At 45.0% G+C, this 21,360-nt stretch carries 18 protein-coding genes and 1 pseudogene; 10 read left to right on the forward strand and 9 right to left on the reverse strand.

Annotation, left to right across the window (positions count from 1 at the left end; genetic code table 11):
- Positions 1–256: 256 nt before the first annotated feature.
- Together LIW51_RS29285 and LIW51_RS29290 are read right to left on the reverse strand one after the other, a co-directional pair.
- A complete protein-coding gene (locus LIW51_RS29285; RefSeq protein WP_227379067.1) occupies positions 257–1,150 on the reverse strand; it encodes a DUF8008 family protein in 894 nt (297 codons plus the stop codon).
- A complete protein-coding gene (locus LIW51_RS29290; RefSeq protein WP_227379068.1) occupies positions 1,147–1,485 on the reverse strand; it encodes a hypothetical protein in 339 nt (112 codons plus the stop codon). Before LIW51_RS29290 ends, LIW51_RS29285 begins: the two co-directional genes overlap by 4 nt.
- A 410-nt stretch (positions 1,486–1,895) precedes the next feature.
- On the opposite strand from LIW51_RS29290, the gene LIW51_RS29295 reads away from it, so the two are divergent.
- The 3 genes from LIW51_RS29295 (at position 1,896) to LIW51_RS38810 (ending at position 3,341) form a co-directional block, all read left to right on the forward strand.
- Positions 1,896–2,165, forward strand: a complete 270-nt coding sequence (locus LIW51_RS29295; protein WP_227379069.1) for a winged helix-turn-helix domain-containing protein — start codon at positions 1,896–1,898, stop codon at positions 2,163–2,165.
- A gap of 293 nt (positions 2,166–2,458) precedes the next feature.
- The gene (locus LIW51_RS29300) at positions 2,459–3,046 is read left to right on the forward strand and encodes a metal-dependent hydrolase (RefSeq protein WP_227379070.1); all 588 of its coding nucleotides are present in this window, start codon (positions 2,459–2,461) and stop codon (positions 3,044–3,046) included.
- Between the two features lie 172 nt (positions 3,047–3,218).
- Positions 3,219–3,341 carry a hypothetical protein gene (locus tag LIW51_RS38810; protein ID WP_255767599.1) on the forward strand — a complete coding sequence of 41 codons (123 nt, stop codon included), beginning with the start codon at positions 3,219–3,221 and terminating at the stop codon, positions 3,339–3,341.
- A gap of 1,150 nt (positions 3,342–4,491) precedes the next feature.
- On the opposite strand, the gene LIW51_RS29305 is transcribed toward LIW51_RS38810, so the two are convergent.
- The gene (locus LIW51_RS29305; RefSeq protein WP_227379071.1) at positions 4,492–5,883 is read right to left on the reverse strand and encodes a hypothetical protein; all 1,392 of its coding nucleotides are present in this window, start codon (positions 5,881–5,883) and stop codon (positions 4,492–4,494) included.
- Between the two features lie 423 nt (positions 5,884–6,306).
- Here LIW51_RS29305 and LIW51_RS29310 point away from each other — a divergent pair, with 423 nt between their 5' ends.
- Positions 6,307–6,603: a hypothetical protein gene (locus LIW51_RS29310; RefSeq protein WP_227379072.1), complete on the forward strand. Its 297-nt coding sequence runs from the start codon at positions 6,307–6,309 to the stop codon at positions 6,601–6,603.
- 34 nt (positions 6,604–6,637) lie between these two features.
- On the opposite strand, the gene LIW51_RS29315 is transcribed toward LIW51_RS29310, so the two are convergent.
- Complete coding sequence (locus LIW51_RS29315) at positions 6,638–8,026, reverse strand: PQQ-binding-like beta-propeller repeat protein (RefSeq protein WP_227379495.1); 1,389 nt, start codon at positions 8,024–8,026, stop codon at positions 6,638–6,640.
- A 129-nt stretch (positions 8,027–8,155) separates the two neighbouring features.
- Positions 8,156–8,209, reverse strand: a pseudogene (locus LIW51_RS39565) (hypothetical protein); the annotation flags it as partial.
- 432 nt (positions 8,210–8,641) lie between these two features.
- Here LIW51_RS39565 and LIW51_RS40515 point away from each other — a divergent pair.
- Complete coding sequence (locus LIW51_RS40515; protein ID WP_497007406.1) at positions 8,642–8,758, forward strand: galactokinase family protein; 117 nt, start codon at positions 8,642–8,644, stop codon at positions 8,756–8,758.
- Between the two features lie 408 nt (positions 8,759–9,166).
- Here the strand turns inward: LIW51_RS40515 and LIW51_RS29325 are convergent, their stop codons facing one another.
- The 3 genes from LIW51_RS29325 to LIW51_RS29335 all read right to left on the reverse strand — a co-directional run bounded on the left by LIW51_RS29325 (position 9,167) and on the right by LIW51_RS29335 (position 14,446).
- On the reverse strand, positions 9,167–10,870 hold the full coding sequence (locus LIW51_RS29325) for a hypothetical protein (RefSeq protein WP_227379073.1): 1,704 nt from the start codon (positions 10,868–10,870) through the stop codon (positions 9,167–9,169).
- A gap of 651 nt (positions 10,871–11,521) precedes the next feature.
- Entirely contained in the window at positions 11,522–12,868 is a 1,347-nt protein-coding gene (locus LIW51_RS29330) for a sulfatase (RefSeq protein WP_227379074.1), read from the reverse strand.
- Between the two features lie 453 nt (positions 12,869–13,321).
- The gene (locus tag LIW51_RS29335; RefSeq protein ID WP_227379075.1) at positions 13,322–14,446 is read right to left on the reverse strand and encodes a glycosyltransferase family 4 protein; all 1,125 of its coding nucleotides are present in this window, start codon (positions 14,444–14,446) and stop codon (positions 13,322–13,324) included.
- A 245-nt stretch (positions 14,447–14,691) separates the two neighbouring features.
- Here LIW51_RS29335 and LIW51_RS29340 point away from each other — a divergent pair, with 245 nt between their 5' ends.
- Complete coding sequence (locus LIW51_RS29340; protein WP_227379076.1) at positions 14,692–15,774, forward strand: glycosyltransferase family 4 protein; 1,083 nt, start codon at positions 14,692–14,694, stop codon at positions 15,772–15,774.
- A 49-nt stretch (positions 15,775–15,823) separates the two neighbouring features.
- Positions 15,824–16,066, forward strand: coding sequence for a hypothetical protein (locus LIW51_RS29345; protein ID WP_227379077.1), 243 nt, complete (start codon positions 15,824–15,826; stop codon positions 16,064–16,066).
- Between the two features lie 2 nt (positions 16,067–16,068).
- Here LIW51_RS29345 and LIW51_RS29350 read toward each other — a convergent pair whose 3' ends face one another.
- The gene (locus tag LIW51_RS29350; RefSeq protein ID WP_227379078.1) at positions 16,069–17,364 is read right to left on the reverse strand and encodes a sulfatase-like hydrolase/transferase; all 1,296 of its coding nucleotides are present in this window, start codon (positions 17,362–17,364) and stop codon (positions 16,069–16,071) included.
- Positions 17,365–17,491: 127 nt separating this feature from the next.
- On the opposite strand from LIW51_RS29350, the gene LIW51_RS29355 reads away from it, so the two are divergent.
- The 3 genes from LIW51_RS29355 to LIW51_RS29365 all read left to right on the forward strand — a co-directional run bounded on the left by LIW51_RS29355 (position 17,492) and on the right by LIW51_RS29365 (position 21,313).
- Positions 17,492–18,703 carry a glycosyltransferase family 4 protein gene (locus tag LIW51_RS29355; RefSeq protein WP_227379079.1) on the forward strand — a complete coding sequence of 404 codons (1,212 nt, stop codon included), beginning with the start codon at positions 17,492–17,494 and terminating at the stop codon, positions 18,701–18,703.
- 51 nt (positions 18,704–18,754) lie between these two features.
- Positions 18,755–20,263 carry an oligosaccharide flippase family protein gene (locus tag LIW51_RS29360; protein ID WP_227379080.1) on the forward strand — a complete coding sequence of 503 codons (1,509 nt, stop codon included), beginning with the start codon at positions 18,755–18,757 and terminating at the stop codon, positions 20,261–20,263.
- Positions 20,264–20,386: 123 nt separating this feature from the next.
- Entirely contained in the window at positions 20,387–21,313 is a 927-nt protein-coding gene (locus LIW51_RS29365) for an alkaline phosphatase family protein (RefSeq protein ID WP_227379081.1), read from the forward strand.
- The last annotated feature ends 47 nt before the right edge of the window (positions 21,314–21,360 follow it).

Genomic DNA, 21,360 nt, shown 5'->3' on the forward strand with positions numbered 1-21,360 from the left:
AGTTCACTCGGCAGAGAGAACGTTAAACGGTATGCTGGTATTCGACTTCTCTCCGACCACAAACGCGGTGGTCAGTTCCATGTTTCCCCCACCCGCTGGTTTGTCGCCGATAGGTGCCGATACACCTGCCGTACTCACGAGTAGTTGTCCCCCGTCAGTCCCGAACTGTGTTAATTCGGGGCGTCCAATTCCGCGTTCAGATGGGAGCTCATGTTAGAGCAGTCGCCCTCTCGGGCATACACCTGTCCCGGCCACGCTACTCTCCGTCCACCGCATTTGTGGCCGAGTCATTGTCCGTGCTCTTGGTGACTTCTCCGGAGAGATCAACATCCGTCTTCAACACAAGACGATTCTCGTGATATCGTAGACCGTCTTTGGATCGCTGGCGTTTGATTTTCCCAAGACGCCCTTTCGATAACTCGAGCATCGCATCCATCGTCCGGCGTGCAAGCTCCTGACTATATTTCTTGCTCACACCGGACTTTTTGAGGCGAATCCACTCAGCAAGGTCGGAGGCATCTACGTAGACACGAATATCGCCACTGCCCGTCGACCATAATGAATAGCGACCGGCCTCATCGCGTTCACGCCATACCTTGCCCGCCAATTCATCGGGTTTGCGATTGGTGACTGATGCAAGCATCTCATCGTCATAGCGGGCCAACCGCTGAATCGGTAAGAGATCCGCCGTCGAATGCGCAACTGCGCCGCCTCGCTCGAGGGCGTCGTTCTCGCCGGGAAGTCGGACGTAGGTCTTACCATCGTCTTTTGTGATGCGTTCGAGTGTGCTTTCCTCGACGGTGATTCGATCGTGTTCGACATACTCGGCACGGAGATGCGCGCCTTTCTCGAGTTCGCGTGCTTGCAGTTCGTCGACCCGATCATCGCATGCCTTCGTCTTGCGGGCAATTGCCTCACGATGGGCTTGCGCCTCAGTTGCAGTGGTTTCTAGTTTCTCGATGCGCTGCTCGAGCTCCTGGATTTGGGTATCTTTCTGAGTGAGGTTCGCACGGAGATCAGCGATTTGCTGGTCTTTCTCGGCTACGTTCTGTTCGAGTTCGTCGATGCGGCCGATGAGTGTTTGGACGTGTGCAGCCAGCTCACTGACCGAGACATCGTCCTCGCGGACGGCGGAGGGGGCGGTCGTCACGATTGATCACCTACTTTCGGGTCGGTAATAGCCTCGACAGACACGCTAGTTCGAAACCAACTGTACTGACCATCAGAAATGCCTCCGTACTGGTCGAGAGTGACGTTGGTGTAGTCAATTTCGTCGTAGTAGGTGTATTGCAGGCGGTAGCGATCGTTACGGTCTGTGACCACGAACAGCGTGCACTCGCCGGGTTCTGGGCCACGAAAAGTCAATTCTGGCTCACGGTGATCACAGTGGTAAACGACGCCCGTGATGGTGTATAGTTGTGTGCGAATCTGGATTGGGTCAGTGCATTCAAACCCGAGGACGGTTGCGGTCTGGTCGTTTGTCATCGGTCGGCCACCTCCACTGAGTCTGCTGTTTGTGGGCGATGGAGGATGGCTTCTCTGTGTGGTGAGTGGTTAGTCATTGAGCCCCACCTCTCCATGGGTGCAAGAAACGTGGCTTGGTGTGTCGGTGGCGGGTAGTTGGCGGGTGCTGCGGCTCTCGGACGGGACACTTTTGTCCCATGTTCTCGAATAGGTACATGGCTTCTCGGTAAAGAGCCAACTCGGATTCGTGCCGTGAACACGAATCCACTCCTATCCTTTCGGAAGCAGTGAATTCCGAGTGAGCTCTTGGTACATCTTAATGACTCCATCCTAATAAAGCTGTAGCTCATATAGGCTACTATAGTAGCTTTTATAGGGTGGTATTTTCTATTATCGACGCGACTAAACGTGCTACCAGAATTGTCGCGGATATGCGTCCGCGGGTCTCATGGATGACGAACGCTGACGATGCTATCCTTGAGTTTTTCGAGGATCACGCCATCGCCCTTCCTCCTGCAGCTGTTGCATATAACATCGACTTCTCCTATTCTCATGTCCGCAATCGAATGCGAACACTCGCTGACCACGCCCTTCTCCAGAAGGCAGACGAAGAAAAGGGCTACTACGAAATCACTGACCGAGGTATCGCATATCTCGCCGGTGAACTTGACGCAAAGGAACTGGAGTCAAACCAGGACTAGTGGGCAGTAACGAATTAGGTATTTTTCTTATTGGAGTGGTTGGTCTGCTTGTACATTATTCCTTGTAATATAGGTCTACGTTCGCGCTATACCCTGAACACTAAAACGACAGTCCAAGTGGAAACGAACCAACGACTGAACAACTGAAATGCACTCAGTCGGTGAACCAGAACGGTGATCGAGATCCTGTACGATTCTGGTAGTCTCGTATGGCGATCGTAGATTGCTAGCCTAACCTCCTTCGAATATTTCGATGAAAAGAGTCACAATGTCCTATCGAAAAGCCACTGGTGATGTGGCCATGGGGACATCTCGCTGTCGGCTATCTCTGTTACGTTGCCGCAATTAAATTACGCAGCGAGGGTGAACAAACGCTTTTCACACTGGTCGCCGTCGCCGTCGGCACTCAATTTCCCGACCTGATTGACAAGCCACTTGCGTGGAGTACGACGATACTTCCGTCAGGTCGATCATTCGCTCACTCACTCATTACCGCTACACTGATCATTGGGATTGTTTACTGGATCGGCCAACGGTTAGATTCTGAAGAGGGAGCCCTTGCGTTCGGCATTGGATACCTCTCGCATAGCATTTTTGATCTCGGCCCAAGAGTGGTGTTTGGTTTCTTAACTGGAGATTTGAGCCAGCTGAAGTGGACGACGTATCTTCTCTGGCCACTGCTGCCGTCACCGCCATACCCCCATGATAGCTCCTTTCACGAGCATTTTATAGCGCTGACGCTCGATCCCTATATGATAACTCAACTTGTGCTCTTAGGCGTGGCCGTCGCCGTCTGGATTATCACCGGGATGCCGGGAGTTACGGAGATTCAACAACGAGTAAAAAATCATCTTCATCGTGAACGTGAGACTGACCATTGACCGTCTAACGACGATGGGGGGCTGCTACCCTATGCTCGGTGTTCGGAAAATGATTAATCGTATGGATCGTTCTTTTTCTTGAATAAAGGTCAGAAAACACGCCATAGAGTGTATCTGTTGGGTGTATTGAGGAAGAAAAAGATGGGCGTGAGCTACAAGGGGTTACGAGTTGTTGGTCGATGACGCGATAGATGTCGGCGGACGTCACATCGAAATTACGTTTGACCATCCTGATCTGGCAGGGTGGATGCAAGTCCACGAAGCGAACATGGAGATAGCAACCGGATGGCGCTAATTATAGCGTTGTAATTCGCGCCTGCGCATTGGTTACCGCCAAGAAACCCGAAAATCACCTTAACATCCAAATCATGTCGGAATAGAACAACTGCGAGAACTCCGGGAAGGATCGCCCCCGGTATTGGTATAATATATCATCCTTAGTCTTCCACTGGGTTTCTGCCACACCGAGAGACAACATCATTTGTAAGAATGTAGGAGATGGGATTTAGACAAGCAAAGTGACACCTATCAAAAAGGAAATCGAAACCAACGCAGATGATATGGTCGGAACCAATCTCTATGCAGAGAGCGCACCAAAATATATCATTTACGTTTGCGATAACGGCGTTTTCCCAATTCTTCTTAATGGAATAAGTTCTCAAGATGGGGGATAAAGGACTTGTATGTCAGCAACCGTGATGCCATCATTACTAATGGATCATGGGTGACGTAGGGTATTAACGGGATGAGGATTACTCTTAACGGTGTTGTGATGCAATCTGCTGCTCCTAGTTCGGCAGTCGCAGCTGATGAGTAAAATGGGGGAAGAAGTCCGAGCAGAACGTGAGAGTGTTTCGTTGTTGACGCATCGACCACCCCACCGTCGTTCTATCGTGTTCTCAATGGAAGTTATCACGCAATAAACTAACCACCAAATTCGCGAGATAAAGATAATGGGGTCGGTTGATGACAACTTCTATATTAATAAAAGTAGTCAAAAGATACCAATTGAATCATTACGTCTCCCATAAGGTAAAATTCCCGTTCGAATACACCCGCATAGTTGATTGGTCGCTTCGAAGTCGTCGTGTGTCTCCACGGTTATAATATTGGATCGAATCCAACCGGTCTTGTGAAGACCCTTGCCACCAATAGTAATCTCGCGTCTTCGTGATGGCATAGACATCTGACCCAACTGCCCGTCTAAACGTCTTATTGCCAGGATATCCGAGGTGTTTCGGGAGTTGGTATTTGGGTTTGTGCAAGGAGAATGCCCAGTTCTCATACGATACCTCATTTCCGCCTTGGAGGTATATCGCAAGCACGTTCGCCATCTTGGACGACTTGACTTGGTCGGATGTATCACGATATTGGAGGAGATGGTCAGCGCCTTCAAATTCGGTTTCGACGACATGGGCGTCTTCACTATAGATGGTGAATGGTCCTCAAATACCAGCTCCAACAACTGCTAACAAGAGCACAACACTGGTAGCTTGATATTTGAATTTCCCGTCACGTTCAGATAGCCAGTAAAACGCCCCACCAATGACAAAAAACGAGATGACGACTGTAATTTGGTTCACTCGATACGGATTTCCGGTGATGAAACTCCCCGCGAGTAAAAACGCCCCAACACTGGCCCCGAACCCAAACATTGCCGCGACAATTGTTTCTCCCGGACTTGCATAGCGTCTACTTACCCGATACGCCGCGAACGTCCAAATGACGCCCGCAACCCCAAGATAGAGTATGAGGGTACCCCAGTGTCCGATGGCATACTCAACAAGGCCTTTAAGGCCATAGCCAGAACTTCCTGCCCGTGTGATTTTCTGGGTGGCTTCCCCTGAGGAAGCCCCAGTCAATGCAATAGCAATCGTGGCTATTTTCGTCGAAAACCCGCCCCGAGAAAGATACCAAAACGGGAAGCCAAGGAGTGTAATCATATACCACGTAACCGGCGAGTGCGGGATGTCCGACTCACCAACCCACTTAGAGGCGAATCCACGAATAAGATAGTATCCGACAATGACAGCCACCGTGACTAATCCGGTCATTGGGTGTCCGATGACAATAAACCAGATGACAACAAGTGCGCCAAGGACTACTCCCGCGCGTTGCAGTTGAGTATCCCGGTTCTGCCGAATACTGGCAAAAAGAAACACAAGCGGAATAAGAGAGAATGTGAGAACCCACGGCATAAACGAATGTGTGTATTTGTTGAATACCAGCGGCAAGGATGCGAGGAGGACGTATTGAGCAACAGTTGTGTTTGCGTAGCGGCGTGCAACCAACCCAACGCCAGCGATTAGCGTTCCATAGTAAAGGAGGGAAGTAAGCGGGCCAAACACCCCCATCCGAATTCCCGAGACAAGATTGAGTTCAGCAAGAAAAATGTGAGCCAAGGGATAAATATCAATCGCAGGTATCGCCCCTGTTTGGACGATTTCACTCCCACGTCCAAAATGCATAAGCAAATCTCCGCGTGGTGCAGTCCAAAAACGGAGGCCTATATTTAGAGGATAGAACCAGAATACGAGGTACAAAACACCGATGAGAAGCACAGATTGGGAGAACTCCTTATGAGATTGTGCTTGAATCGCACTATAACTCGATATGAACCCAGCAACCAACCCAACAATAAACAACACCCAGACAAAGACCGGGACAGCACGGTAGATGTTTGGGTGGTAGCCATGGGCGGGGACAATCGTCACTCCGAGGGTGAAGAGAATTGACGTCAGATAGCCGAGAACCAATATGGCTTGCCGTCGTAGAATAGTCATTGGAGAGATAGTTGTATTGACCCACGCTTGAATATTATAGCGTGCATTCGCCACCGATGTGGATCCAAAAGAACTGGCTCTCCGTCAATATCAGGTTGCTCCTCGGAACCACCAGCGCGCTCATTAACTATATACTCGGTATCCAAGATCGGTATGGGCCAGCAAAGGATGATTAGAACGAGTTCTAGGAAGCGGTGTGAATAACGATTCCACTGCTGTTCAAGTCCCGCGCAGATGGTTTTAACTGTCATGAGGTATTACTCTAACGGCTTTCGATAACTCATTTAATCTGAATGTTTAAGATGTAAATACTTTCTGATCTCGATTGGATTTCATAGTGGTAGAATGTGAGTTCTATTCGCCTCCATCAGAAAGTATCCCTTAATCCGCTAGAATCTCATGTCCGCACGGGTGCCGTCGCGCTGTGCTCAGCCCTCTGATTATCACCGACGGAATCGGCTCACCAGACTTCGGTCAATGCTGCTCTTCATCGTCAGTCCCGCTATCTGCCTGAAGCAGGGACTCGCCACCCATCTCAAAATACTCGTCAGCCGAGAGTGTGGTTACTATCCCGCCACCAACGACAAGCCCGACACGCCGCTCATCGTCAACGTAGTAGTAGTGGTCAAAGTTGTCGTAGTAGTCGTAGCCACGGTGCGAACCGGTGACGTGTTCCTTGTCGTCATTGTCAGTGACCTCTGCGCGAATATCGTCGGTTCAAGCCACGAATCCATACCTGACTGGCTAGAATCGCCTATCACGTTCGCCGAGTAAGCACTTTTGATGTGAAAAACCTATTTAGACCAGGTTATTCCTTATTTTTGACTTGTGACCGGAGATACGCGCCAATACCAGTTAGTCCGCCAATTGTGGCAAGTACTCCGAAACCTGGCTGGCCATCGGAGGCCGTCGTAGTAGCAGTCCCTGTTGTTCCGATTGTTGACTTCGTTGTGGTTGTTCCACTCTTCGCGGTTGTTTTACTCTGCTCTATGGTCGCCGTTGTTTTTCGCGTCGTCGATTGTGTTGAGGTTGATTTCGAAGTAGTTCCCTTTACTGTACTTGTTTCTGAAGTTGTTGTTTTCGTCGTAGTTTCAGTCGTTTCAGTCGTTCTTCCATCCGTAGTCGTCGTTTTGCTACTGGAACCAAGGATGTGGAAGTCAGCGTATTCAGTGTACATCCAATCAAGAGTCGACCCCATTGGGTATGTGGTAGTGTACACCCGTCCGTCAGCGATGACGGGCGTTTTGGCGGCAGGGCCGTACTCGTCGAAGTCCCAACTTCCGAATGAGTAGTCCCATTGGCGGTCACCGGATGCCGTATCTATTGCAGCAACAACCCCATCCCCATCATCTTGGTCGAGAGTCGTCCGTCCAGCAATATAGAGCGTATTATTGCCCACCGCGGGAGCATTCGTGAGTTCTGCATCTACCTCATGTACCCATGCTTCGGTTCCTGTTTTTGCGTCAAGTGCCCGCACTGAATTTCCAGCCCGGAAGAAGACGTGTCCATTGGCAACTGCGAGCGTAGCATTCCAAAAAGAATCTTCTACATTCAGTGAGTGCGACCACTGGACGCTGCCATCGTCCGCTGACCGTGCCATAACTGCGGGTTCTGCGTTACCCGTTTTCACACTGTATACAAGCCCGTTCATCACCGTCTGGAGTTGGTCTTCATCCGTAGAGACATCCCACAAGACAGATCCATCGTCGGCGCTCAACGCAATGCCTTCCGCATAGAAGAGTTTTCCATCGGCGTAGCACGCACTGCTATTGACCCCTTCGGTCGACCAAATGACGTCACCAGTACTGGGATCGAGTTGCGCAGCGCCCGCAGACATATTGACATACAGCCGACCATCTGTAAACAATGAATCTGAAATGCTAGTCGATGCAGATTTGTGCCACTTTGTTTCTCCGTTGGTGCTATCGAGAGCGAAGAACCCAGTCCCGCTGGCATCCTCAGAACCAAAGGTGGCGAAGTAAATAGTGCCATTGCCGATTGTTGGTGTCCCTGGGCGCGAAACATTCTCGCGTTTCCACACCATAGTTTGTTCGGCCACATCATAGGCGGCGACATAACCATTACTGGCAGAGGGCGTATGTGCCGTCGACACAGCCAGATAGAACATTCCATTGTCGACCACCGGTTCGGTGGTATGCATTCCACCGTCCATGTCAATCGACCATTCTGTTGTCACGTCCGAACGAGGTCCACTATCAGCGGTTGCTCCCGTTCGCCCGGCGTTTCCGCGAGATGTCGTCCACGAATTACTTGGAACGCTAGTACCTTTCACTGAGGGTGCTAATCGTGTCCCAACTGTAAGAGTCGCGCCAAGTATTCCAACTGATTTAAGAAATTCTCGACGATCTGTTTTGTTCATATCGAATATTGGGCATCACGCATTAATAAGCTTTCCATGATTAATTTAAAAATAAAGAATGATTTTAACATGTTGAACCTGATATTTCCGGTGTTTCACATGGAGAAAATTTTTAAACGGATCGTTATTGTCATCTTCTTATTGGTATGCTGCTGCGGAACAGGAGTAGTTGGATTGAGATAGAACGGCACGTGAAATAGTGGTCGTTGACTAGCTGATTTTCCCGATGCTGAGCATCGGTGCCCATCAGAGTCGGCAGTATGACTACTTCACGGATCTGCTCTTCGTTTAATCCGCCTCCAGATTGGCTGACATGCGACAACCGAGACCGCCAGCGGTAGTGACCCGTCAACTTCGATGGGAGCTATAACGAGATATGGTGAAATAACGAGAAGGGGATGAGGACGCATAGTCACGGAAGATAATCAGTGGATGGCCGAAGGCAGTGCTGCATCTCAATCAGTATTCGATGGGGATCCCGACTGTGTCTCGGTAGCCCCTGGCCGTGTAAAACTCATCGGAGGTCACCCTCCCACTGCAATTGTCTGACACATATGTGAAACACGAACTCGCTGAGTCAGCCTACAACAAGGGGATTGCGGAGTGTCAAGAAGGAGTCGCAGGGTTCGAGGGATTGCTTTCAAACGAGGTATATTTTACCGTCTGGGTGGCGTAGCTGGCTCAGACACCCTCTATCGAGCTATTTGCGGTTTGCATCGGCATACCCAAACTCGAATAATTACTTATTTACAAGTTCAGTATTTGCAGCCGTTTGCGTCAGGTCAAAGCGAGTTTTCTGTGGCGTGGGAATGGTTTACACATTTTAGCGTCTTTATTGAAGTATTTGACAACCACTCGATCACGGTGTGTCTCTTAATTAAGCTCAGAGAGTGAATAGTACATCTCCAAGATTGTTCAGATTCCGTGCTTTCTTTTGAGTGAATAAGCTACAGTCAATTACCGTGGTATACGGTATAAATTCACGGCACCGCTACTATAGACGCGGTTGTAATGTTTGTCCAATACTCGTCCAGGATTCCAAGTAAGGCGATATCGCCCATCTGAAAGGCGATATACATCGACTGTTGTCCGATGGGCCACATACTGATAATGTTGTGCAAGTAGACTTCTCGTCAATAATTCGTGACTCAAGAGTGGTCGGTTCCATGGGTTAGGTACCGTATATTGGTGGTATATCGGACCGCGAGCCGCACGGGAGAAATTGACAACCTCATCCCCGTAATAAACGTCCATATAGACGTCCTCAGAGATATAGGCATGCGAGAAGTGTTTACCCGAGATTTCAGGCTGGGTCAAATAATAGCGGGTTCCACCCACACGATCTGGTGTTGCGCTCATTGAACCAACATTTGCCAATACGAGAATGAAGATAATGCCACAAGTCATCACTCCTCGACGAAGAAATTGGTTAGATGGGGTCGGTTGGCGATCGATAATAAGGACTACAGCAGCCGGAATAATCGCGCAAATGAATGGAGCAGCATACACGAAGACGCGCTGGAACCCAGGTCCGGTTCCGAACGCAAGATCTGGGACGATGAACGCAACTGTCACGGCACAAGCCGCAAGAATTGGATGGGCATTTCTATTCGGGGAACGCGTGATCGAGAAGTAAAGCCACGCAATACCACTCGCCACTAGGAGTGATAGGATGTTTGAGAGCCCAAGTATTTTTGACAAGAGGCTTGGATTATAGCGAGTTGCTGCTGGAAGGGGTGGTATGCCAGTGTCGCCGATGGCAACGAGGTCCGATAGGACTGCAAATACGCCAACACCAAACGAGAAATACTCTGTTACAAACATCCATTGAAGCAGAAGGAGTACCGAGAAAAGTAATGGAAACTTAGACAGTCTCCGTTTCGGGGCTGCATATCGAGCGATCATAACCTGGTCAATTATTATCCACACTAAGAGTATAACTGTGAACAACAATAATGGCACTTTTGCACTCATAAGCATAGCCAACGAGAGTGGTACGAGGAGAGCAAAGAATTCCAGTCGCTGGGTGGATTCATATGAGATTGTAACAAGAATCGCACAGCCAAGGAAGAGTGCGGAGTACGTCACGGGTATGGGTGCCGCGCCGTATTGGATTGTCGAGGCTTCAACCGCCCCGAGTGCCGCCGCACAACCAATGGCAATCGTTTTGTAGTGCGGTGAGATTTCGATTTTTCTTAGAAGAGTACGAACAGTGAGAACTGCTATAAGAGGAATGACAATCCCAATCGCAAGTGGGAAAAATACGTAAGCATCCTCAATAGGAAGTCCAGCAAGTAGCGCAACAATCGCCCCGTGGACATCGAACGCGGCAGCTGACCCATAGAAAGCGCCGACAAGATGCTGCGTACCTCCGGTTTGCATTACAATTTGGCTACGGACGGCATGAGCATCCGGGTCAAAATTCAAGAACGTCGATGGGATAACGAATGCGACGACGCGATAGAGCGCACCCAAGCTGACAAATGCTGTAAGAGGCAGCCATCGTGACTCACTCCACAAGAGTGAAAAGAGGCCGACAACGGCAACCGCAGTACCAATGGGAAGCCCCGGTGAGAGAGTTCCAGACGTATAGGAATGGAGAATGCCGAAAGTGAATGCCAGTGTGGAAAGACTAACTGCAAATTTACTCCACCGTTTCATTGGTTGAGCAATGTAATTGGAGGATATTAAGTTGAGTGGATTAACTAGTCCATGACGGCGGAATTGGATAATATTACATTAGACCACTAACCATTTGGCGACGTGCCAATCACAGTGAACCATGGACTCGGTTTATGGGGGCAATAGGAAACTCACGCTCAGGTCATTATGGATGAAATTCGTCATCTTATCCATTCAGTATCCAGTGCAGCTATTGTCGTTTTTAGGTCGCACCCAGAGCGATGCGTTTGGTTGTTTATGATCTAAACATGGATATCTTTGCTACCGCCGAGATCCCTATCAATCACAACGATCATAACATATTGACCATTTCGTCGCTAATGCGGACGCCTTTCTCCGTCTCACTGCCATTGGTTTCACACATTCTAATATTATACCCATTATAAGTGGACGATGTAATATTGGAAACAATAGGGTGAGATATTAGGTGATACTTTATTAAAATAATCTTGGCAATATAATTTATAACAAATACTTATATATCTGAAATATTTAATGAATAAGAGGTAGGGATCTAAATTTGCTTTATCCAATTCCTCCTGATGGGATAATTCCCTATAATGGTTAGTAAGCTAATGAAAGATGGGTGAAAATCCTACCCGGTTAGCTTAATTAAGCATAACTCATCAATTACGCATATCCCAAATCTTCAAGTTGAGATTTCACTGTCTCAGATACTATAAGTTCATCTGAGTCGTTCCCTTCGATCTTGCCTCGTTCATCACGAAGAATCGAATACAATCGTTCTTGAACATCACCTTGGATGTCTGAGCTTTTTTCGATAGAACTCACTTCCCCATCAGGAAACTCAACAACCTTCATTTCTCTATTTTCTATACACCGTGCCCCATTTCCATATCGGTAAACGAATTGATGGGGATTGTTAGGCCCTTTCTCTTCTAAAGTTTTTACCGATGGCTGTGGGGATATGAGTTCGGCGATATGATAAGGTTGTTTCGGTAACTCTGTCACTTCGCCGTCTGCAAGTTTGAGAACGAACTGGTAAAGTGAACGGAGACTAACTGTTTTATTGATTTTTTGTGCATTGACGTGCGGGCCACTAATAATGAGTGGGACATGCAAGAGCTCATTGTAGAGAGAATATTGGTGTCCAAATCTCTCATATTCCCCAAAGTGTTCTCCATGATCTCCAAGAATAATAAACACTGTGTCATCGCTTGCATTATCCACAAGTTCACCGAGGAGATGATCTGAGTACTTAATTGTTGCTTGATATACGAGTTTAAGAATTTCATATTCTTGACTTGTTATGTCTGAAGCATTAGCCTGATATTGTGATGCATCTTGTTCTATTTCCTGAAGTTTTGTCATGTTGATCCCATCAGGGAGCCAATCCTCCGGTAGTTTATAGGGGAGATGAGATTCAGTAAGGTTGACAAATGCAAATCGCGAAGAGGTCTTTTCAGAAAGCCAATCTGCTGCTCGAGATGTAAGGTGGTGACCTCCTGCATCATCTCGGAAGGTACGTTGGTAGCACCAAAACGCTGTGTTGACTAATGATTTTGAGAATGATCCGGTACCTAATTCAGACAAAAATTCTTTGAATCGTGTCGGGAGCGATCCATTATTCGTTAATATAGGATTCATTGAACCACCATCAGAATAGAAATCGTATGAAGTGTAAAATTTGTCAAAGGACCTATCGAAATCAAAATTAGCACTTAGCCACGGATTGCTAGAAAAACCGGCAGTATCATACCCTGCTGAATTCACCCGTTCAATCAGTGGTACTGACTCATAGGATGGACTTGTCCCAGTAATATTTGAATCGCTGGGATATTTTCCTGTAAATAAGCTCCCATGGGATGGAACCGTCCATGGTGCGTTTGAACGCGCATCTGTATACCATCTCCCATATTTTGCTAAAGACGCCAGAGTGGGTAGCTCACCATCTTCAATAAGTGCATTTGCGACGTCTCCTCGAACTGTATCTAGAACGATTAGTGCGATGTTCATCGGCTGGAAGTTTAGAAAAAACAGGTAAACGCGACACTTGCTGTTTCTGCGGTAAGACCGTGTTTGTAAGGATTATCGTCGTAATATGATATGGAGTTTTGAATCTGCCTTAGAGCCATGCATTATAGGACTCGATGATTGGTAATAAATTTACCTCATACGGTACGACGTATACGCCGCCGATTACTAACCTGCCCGGTAACTACTAAAATATAGCACTAGATAGAATGTAGAGTCTTAGTCTCTGGATCATCTACTAACCTTAGTTTCCTTTTATATTTCCACATCAAATTAGGATATAGTTTCTAAAAGGAGAACTAACCCAAATAAGTTCATTTCTGTATTTCGAATAAATTGTTTAAACGTCTCCTCCGACCTATTCTAATCTCCCTCAAGATACTGCCGTATTTCGTCGGCCAGATTTCGGGTGAATATTACATTGAAGGGTGAGATTTAATGACCCAGAGCATTAGAATAAACTAACTTTGCTCGTTCAGCAACGTGATCCCAGTCATACTGTCGAGCTTGTTCACAAGGTGAACAAGAAGGACAATAGCCAGCAATTGCAGCATCAAGAGAAACAGCTAGGTCGTTGATTGTTGGTTTTACCACGAATCCAGCATCTCCAATCACTTCACTAGCAGCTGAATCAGGATGATCTACCCCAATAACCGTACAACCTGCAGCCATTGCTTCTGCATATGTAATGCCGAATCCCTCACGCGTAGATGGTGATACGAAAATATCTGCTACACGCATATGCCCAAGAACATCATTGTAGTCCTCTAAAAACCCAAGGAATGTAATTTGGTCAGTTGATTCTAAGTTCTCTGCTTTTGCTTGTAGCGTCCTTAGTTCCGGACCTTCTCCAATGATCCCAAGTGTTTTGTTGTGAGGCGCAACTCTATCAAACGCTTCTAAGAGACGATCAACGCGTTTATCCTTAATTAGTCGACCCGCAAAAAGGACATCAAAGCCGTTTTTTGCGGGATCAACTGAACAGATCTTATCATAATCAATTCCGTTTGGCACGATTGGGACATCATCATGAGTAGGACTAAGCTCTTCAAGCCGATCAGCCGTTATCCCAGAGACAGCGAGAGGATATTGTGGAACGCTTGCAGTAAGATATTCTATAGCCTTGCCGAATGGGGCAAGATTTCCCAAATATTCATTCCAATAATCTTGCCAGACTTCATGCCACGTGGTTACTACAGGGAGTTCGGAAGCAATTGTGGAAATCTTTGACGCGAGAACCGGGAAGTAAGGAAAAACAGATACAACTACAACGTCGTGTTCATCTCGATGGCGGTAGAGTGGAAGTACAAGGTCTTTTGCAAATTCTATCGCTTCTGTAATAGATCGACGCTCTTCCGCATAGAGTTCTCGCTCTGGGCTAACGGCTCGTAGTCTCATCCCTTCATAAGTGATTTCAGGAGGTCCATCCCAAAAATGACGACCATATATTGTAATATCATGTCCAGAGTCGGCAAGTCGACGACCGATTTCATAAATACGTTTTTCAGCACCCCCAGTCACGAAGGGATAAACAACATTTGAAATGAATGCAATCCGCATCAGCTAATAAGTATACTACCCTACCATATTAATTTTCTGAATAAACTTTTTGCCATTAATGGTGGCGATCTGAAATATCTAAAATGTAAACATATTGGTCTTATATTTAGTATAAAACTTAAAAAATTATTATCTTCCGTCATGAGATAGAATTGAGAGCAATAAAAGTGCTTCATTAATCGCTAAATTCTTGACCTGTGAGAACAGTTAATCTGATGAAGTACACAGTGAGAAGTTAACTTACAATGAAAATAGGTATTAATGCTCGTACATTCGATGTTACAGAGCCAAGTGGTGCGATCCAATCAAGCATACGATTAACACAAATGCTCCATGAACGGGTGGATGAAACTGTTCTTTTCGGAAGTGATAATTTGACTAATCATTATCCCAATATGGATGTTGAATCAACTTTTTATCCTTCATCTTCACAGATGTACGGTGTCCTCTGGGAGCGAACTATTTTACCTCTTAAAGCACAACAGCAAAACATAGACATACTATACGCACCAAACGGAAATGGACCACTTCATCGGACACCTTTTCCAACTGTGATGTGTATTCATGACGTGAATGCTCAAAAAGGGATGTCAAGTGGAATCCACCAGCTGTATAGGCGGACAGCTGTCCCATTTGGTGCAAACAGCGCGGATATCATTACCACTGTATCTGAATTCTCCAAACAAGAAATCCACGAGATTCTTGGTATACCTAAGTCAAAAATCAAGGTTGTTTACAATGGTATAGATCCATTTTTCCGAGCTGAAGGCAATACGCAAGCATTATCACTTCCAGATAAATTCATTCTTTTTGTCGGTGCACTAAATCCTAGAAAAAATATTGAAAGAGCTATTAAAGCATTCAAAGCCGCAAAAAACCGTGGAAATCTCGAACATAAGATGGTCATTATTGGGCCAAAGAATAAATCAATATTTAAAAATCTCTCTGTGGAGGAAACGGATGATATTATCATCCCAGGCTTCGTGTCTAAGGGGGAATTGAAGTTTGCATATACCGCAGCGGATCTCTTTTTATATCCATCCTTATACGAAGGATTTGGACTCCCACCTCTTGAGGCACTAGCTTGCGGAACACCCGTCGTAGCGTCGTCGTCATCCGCTCTTCCCGAGGTACTTTGTGACGCTGCAGAATTGCCTGATCCATATGCAACGAATGAGATTTGTAAATCAATGCTACGAATACTTGAAAATCCCGAGTACGGAACAGAGCTTGTCCAACGGGGAAAAGCACGTGTAGCTAAGTTCACCTGGGAAAATGCATTGAGCAGCTTACTTGATGTATTTCGAGAAGTGCGAAGAAGTCGATAATCTAACTAAAATCAAAAGAGTTAGTTCGGTTACTTGCGAAGAAATCAGCATGAGTGAGAAACCTAATGAAATGTCTGATAAGTATAGTACGATAAGATTGCCTGATGACATTATTGAAAAACTTGAACAACGAGCAGATGCCACAGACTTTGATTCTCTCGAGGCGTACACAGAGTATATCCTACGAGCTGTCCTTGCTGAACTTGATCCAATTGACCATACTGAAACTGTCGAAGCTAACCAAGAAGCTGTACAAAACCGGCTTAAATCACTTGGATATCTTGATGAATAATATCATAAATTAGATTTATTAATTGAACTGACAATTTTTTTCTTTTCGATTGGTTTCATCATTCTAGCTGCGGCCAATTGGCGGAGATTCTTCGTAATTTCAGTATATTTGCCAGAGATATCAGTCGTTTCGTCAGGATCTACTTTAAGATCATACAACTCTTCATCATCTTTTGCTGAAATATACTTATACCGTTTCCCTCGAACAGCAAAGTCATGAGGAGAATAATCGAGCATATTTCCGCGCAGTGTAGATATTGACCGGCTCTCAGCACCCGAATAAACGAAAGATTTGGCGAATGATTCAGGCGTTGTCAGTTCATTAGAACAGGTAGATTCTATAATAGAAGGCAGGGAAGTGAGGGAAACTGGGTCGACTATTCGTTCAGTATATGTGTCACCATGTATTAACAACGGAATACGAATATTTTCTTCATAGAGTCGATATTCATGACCATACGTCCCATGTTCACCGTGAGACTCTCCATGGTCTGAATGAACTACGAGATTAATATTCGATCCTCGAATTGAATCATACAATCGACGGACAAACTCATCTGCTGAACGTGCCGCATCACGGTAACTCTGCCGCATCCACTTAATAGCATGTGGTGGTAACTCTGTGTCACGATCTCGCCAGAAACGAAGCAGTGAGTAGTACATTTTAAACCAATTTGTCTCATTTTGAAGTGTCGATGGAACAATATATGGTTGGTGACTATCCATTAAAAAAATCCATACAAAATATGGCTCTGCCAATTCACTGATTTTGTCTTTTATTTGATCTAGAAATACGGTCCAGTGTGTAAACCATTCCCTTTTTCCTTGCCAGCCAAACATATTTTCTCTACCAAATGCTTCAAGAAGAGTATTAGTTCCTCTAATAACTGGAGAATCTACGAGTGTTTCTATATTATTGTTTGAATTGGGATTAAGCTCGTAGAATTCATCAAATCCTTTATTAAACCCAGTATCTTTTGCGGTCCACGGGTTTGCAGTGAATCCAACTGTAGTATAACCTATATCACTAAGTTGTTCTGGAATAGTCTGATGCGTTGAAAGATGGAAATCGATTGCAGTTCGCCGTCCTATAACAGAGTCATACTCATGACGATAGAACTCACCCGTAAACATTGGCGGGAGAGATGATGGGGTGCGTGGACCTGGTGCAATCGCATTCTCAAAAACGGTTCCTTCTTTAGCTAACTCCGAGAGATACGGAGTAACACCGGAATCATTAAGAAATCCACAGGTGTCTGCTCTGAGGCTATCAATTGAAATTAACAAAAGGTTCTGCATTCCCTTGCTTATAGAAAGAGTACCTACCAAATAAAATTATCCATGTCTTTTTGCCAGTCAATTCACTAGATAAAGCGGTAGATTAATATGGTGATTTTCCAATATTAGAATAAGGTTCCTTTCAAAGATGGCCCGTATTTGTCTTATCAACTCACAGTTCCCACCTCACCAGTATGGCGGAGCGGAAAATTACGTTCTCCGTACTGCAAAGGCATTACAGAATCGAGATCATGAAATATTAGTTTTAACGACTGAACCATACGATGACTTACATTCTATGACTACTACCGAAACAAGAGTCGAAGGTGTACGTGTGAAACGATTTTTTCCAGCAAACATTTCCCATAGAAGTGGGGGGAATCCATATGGTCTGGTTGGAAAAGCCATTTGGCATCAAGTCGACATAAACAATCCACATGCATCTTATATTTCAAAGCAGGTTTTTAATGAATTTTCACCCGACATAGTCCACACAAATAACTTAATGGGTATTTCACCTCAAATTGGTGCAGTCGCTCCCGACAATGTCCATCACGTACATACGCTACATGATTATAGTCTTACTTGCCCAAAGAGCAATCGACTTCGAGATATTACCGCAAAAGGTGATCGCGAAGTCTGCGAAAATCCACCTCTCCCTTGCAGAATTTATGCGAATCAAAAAAAGAATAGAATGGGAAAACCAGATTTCGTCACTGGACCTAGTAACCATGTGATTTCTGTTCACAAAAAAAGTGGGTTTTTCCTTGATTCTCCAACTCAACGTATACAACTAGGGGTGGAATCTGTCCGTAACAAGGTACCGCCTAATAGAGAGAATACTTCACTTTTGTATGTTGGTAAACAACTAAAGGCAAAAGGACTAGAAACACTGTTTAACGCTAGTCGCAAATTGCCTGATGTAACGGTTCACGTATGCGGAAGTGGACCATTTAGTGATAAAACTGCAACAGCTGCCAAAGAAATAGATAATCTTCACTATCACGGTTTTGTCAAGACTGACCAATTAGCCAAGCTACGAGAAAAGGCTGCTGCAGCTGTAATACCTTCTATCTGGATGGAGAACTCACCTTTGACAATTTACGAGAGTTTTGCTCAAGGTCTTCCCGTAGTAGGAAGTAATATCGGAGGAATTCCGGAGTTAATTGAAGATGGTAAACGAGGGGTATTATTCGAACCAGGAAATTCGACCGCACTCGTTCACGCAGTCCGCCGATTACTTGATGACCTTTCGAATGAGAAACTTCGCGAAAATTGTTTGTCATGGGCTCAAAAACATACAATCGAAGATCATGTTGATAATCTTGAGGGAATAGCATATAAACCAGTGATCAAATAAATACTATGTTGTTGCGAAACAAAGATATGACCCCTTCTCTAATCGTTGTTTGTGTCCTCGGTTACTGATTCATTGTCAGCACTGGTTCGAAGTGCAACAATTGTATTTATCGGGTCAGCTTTTGGCCGGGTAATTGCTTTGATCGCTGAAGCTTTCATTGCTCGCTCACTCATGCCCACTACTTACGGCCAGGTTGCTCTTGCATTCTCAATCGTAGGTGCCGTCGGAAGCGTTCTTCTTTTTGGGATTCATGAGGGAGTTACGCGTCTACTCTCGGCAACAACGGACAAGAAAAAGATGAATCACGTCACACAAGCAGGTTACCTCTCTGTAGCGATATCTGGTATCATAGGAGTTCTAATAGTTATCATTTTTTCAAAAGCAATCGCTCAAACTATGTCTCAACCAGGCTTGGCATTATTTCTCGTATTGCTTTCCCCATATCTCCTATTATATCCTCTTTCTCAGGTTTCTATAAGCATTCTTCGATCTTGGGGACAAACCAAACACGCTATTTTATCAAGAGCTATTGCGTCGCGTATAATAGGGATATTTAGCCTAGGAATACTATTGCACTTTGGTTTTGACGCCGAAGCAGCCGTAATATATTGGCTTATCATTCCTTTTACCATTATATCAATTTCTACTTATTTCATTAATCCTTTAATTTCTTACAATGAAATTTTAACCAAACGTCCCGATGCTAATGTTGTTTCAAAGCTATGGTCATTTTCATGGCCACTTGCTATCGGCTCAGTTATTTTTCTTTTTCTTTCTAAACTTGACATTCTAATGATTGGTTACTTTCTTTCTGCAAAAGAAGTTGGCTACTATCGTTCAATCCAACCACTCCGACAAGCAAGTACGTTCGTCCTTGCATCATTCAGCTTCCTTTTTCTCCCACTTGCTACGCGGTATTTTGAAAAAGGGAAGGTTGATGATCTTGGTAAATTATTTACTACAACTACAAAATGGACCGTTATTGTTGCCCTCCCTATGGTTCTAATACTAATGTTCTTTTCTGACAATATTGTTTTGTTCCTTTTTGGGGAAGCGTATCGACCGGCCGCACTACCATTAAGTATTCTATCAGCAGGTTATTTTCTCCGAGCCCTTTCGGGACTTGATGGAGATATGGTAAAAGCAATTAATGTGCCTAAAATAGAATTATTTGCAGGAGTAATGGGCGTCATTGTCAACTTTATTCTTAACTTATTGTTGATACCTATAATTGGAATAGCAGGAGCGGCATTAGGGACAGTTGTTGGCTTCGTAATTTACAACACTGTAGAGCTAGTCGCAATCTATCGGATTACTGGACAGACACCGTTTTCTTGGAACTTGTTTAAACCAATGGTACCAACTGTCGTTGCTGCTTTTGTTCTTTCAGTCTTCATACAGACAAATGGTTTTCTGATTCTCTTACCTACAGGAATCGTCTTAGGAATTGTTTCGTTCGCCTCTGTGTTTCTGACACGGAGTCTTAGTGATGCAGACCAAATATTAATCACCAGATTTGAGAGCAAAACAGGCTATAAAATCTCGAATTTGGTCAAATAAATAAACTTCCACGGACATTATATCAGTACAGAGTTAAAATCGTGGGATTAATAATGGAATATATTCTATCAGATCAATTATATCGATCGGAAAATTGAATTAGATAGAGCTGCTCTACTATGTATGGACATTCAAAAGTGGATACTGAAGTCATCCAAGAGAGTTCAAGAAGATGGAATTGACGGAGTTAGAAGCTCATTACGTCCCATATATCATAAGCTTCTAACATTGGGGAATTTAGCACTTGACCCAGGGAAGAATATTTACGAGGAAGAATGGGACTTACTCATTATCGTGGATGCTTGTCGGCTTGACTTGATGCAACAAATATCAATTAATTTTGATTATATCAACACAGTTGACTCTATTCGTTCAGTTGACAGCACAACTGCTTTTTGGATGAAAAAGACCTTTAATTCGAAATATTGTAGTAAGATCTCGAAGACGGCTTACGTTTGTGGGAATCCATTCTCTGCAGAGCAGTTGGATGCTAATTCTTTCGGAAAGCTTATCGAAGTTTGGAAATCGGAATGGCAAACACCGGGAACTGTCCCTCCACGCGCTATAACTGACCAAACGATTAAAATCGCTCGTGAAGAAAATCATGATAAAATCATCACACATTATATGCAACCTCATTGCCCATTTATACCAGCCCCTGAACTCATGATGCAAAAAGAGGTCGATAAATGGGGCGAACAAGATAATCGTGATGTATGGGAAAAATTCCGTGATGGTGATATCGATGAAGAAACACTCTGGGATGGTTACCAGAAGAACTTGAAACACGTTCTAAAGGATGTGAAAATCCTTCTTGATAATATTGATGCTCAGAAAGTAATTATCACGAGTGATCATGGTAATGCAGTTGGCGAATGGGGAATTTATGGACACCCACCAAATTCACCCTTAAGCTGTCTACGACAGGTGCCCTTTATTGAAACGGAAGCTATAGATAATAAAAACTACGAGCCAGAATTCAAATCGGAAACAGACGGCGAAGATAAACTATCGCGTGATGAGCGTCTGCGGGCACTTGGATACGTCTAATTCCAAGTAGGATAAGGAGATCTGCAGCGTTAAATCTTAAAGAATAA

Origin of the sequence: Haladaptatus halobius (assembly GCF_020618475.1) — an archaeon.
Taxonomy (GTDB): domain Archaea; phylum Halobacteriota; class Halobacteria; order Halobacteriales; family Haladaptataceae; genus Haladaptatus; species Haladaptatus halobius.

Excerpts from the sequence above, each read along its gene's own strand:
- LIW51_RS29290 (WP_227379068.1), bottom strand. The coding sequence starts at position 1,485 with ATGACAAACGACCAGACCGCAACCGTCCTCGGGTTTGAATGCACTGAC.
- LIW51_RS29295 (WP_227379069.1), top strand. The coding sequence starts at position 1,896 with ATGCGTCCGCGGGTCTCATGGATGACGAACGCTGACGATGCTATCCTT.
- LIW51_RS29300 (WP_227379070.1), top strand. The coding sequence starts at position 2,459 with ATGTGGCCATGGGGACATCTCGCTGTCGGCTATCTCTGTTACGTTGCC.
- LIW51_RS29310 (WP_227379072.1), top strand. The coding sequence starts at position 6,307 with ATGCTGCTCTTCATCGTCAGTCCCGCTATCTGCCTGAAGCAGGGACTC.
- LIW51_RS40515 (WP_497007406.1), top strand. The coding sequence starts at position 8,642 with ATGGCCGAAGGCAGTGCTGCATCTCAATCAGTATTCGATGGGGATCCC.
- LIW51_RS29325 (WP_227379073.1), bottom strand. The coding sequence starts at position 10,870 with ATGAAACGGTGGAGTAAATTTGCAGTTAGTCTTTCCACACTGGCATTC.
- LIW51_RS29330 (WP_227379074.1), bottom strand. The coding sequence starts at position 12,868 with ATGAACATCGCACTAATCGTTCTAGATACAGTTCGAGGAGACGTCGCA.
- LIW51_RS29335 (WP_227379075.1), bottom strand. The coding sequence starts at position 14,446 with ATGCGGATTGCATTCATTTCAAATGTTGTTTATCCCTTCGTGACTGGG.
- LIW51_RS29340 (WP_227379076.1), top strand. The coding sequence starts at position 14,692 with ATGAAAATAGGTATTAATGCTCGTACATTCGATGTTACAGAGCCAAGT.
- LIW51_RS29345 (WP_227379077.1), top strand. The coding sequence starts at position 15,824 with ATGAGTGAGAAACCTAATGAAATGTCTGATAAGTATAGTACGATAAGA.
- LIW51_RS29350 (WP_227379078.1), bottom strand. The coding sequence starts at position 17,364 with ATGCAGAACCTTTTGTTAATTTCAATTGATAGCCTCAGAGCAGACACC.
- LIW51_RS29355 (WP_227379079.1), top strand. The coding sequence starts at position 17,492 with ATGGCCCGTATTTGTCTTATCAACTCACAGTTCCCACCTCACCAGTAT.
- LIW51_RS29365 (WP_227379081.1), top strand. The coding sequence starts at position 20,387 with ATGGACATTCAAAAGTGGATACTGAAGTCATCCAAGAGAGTTCAAGAA.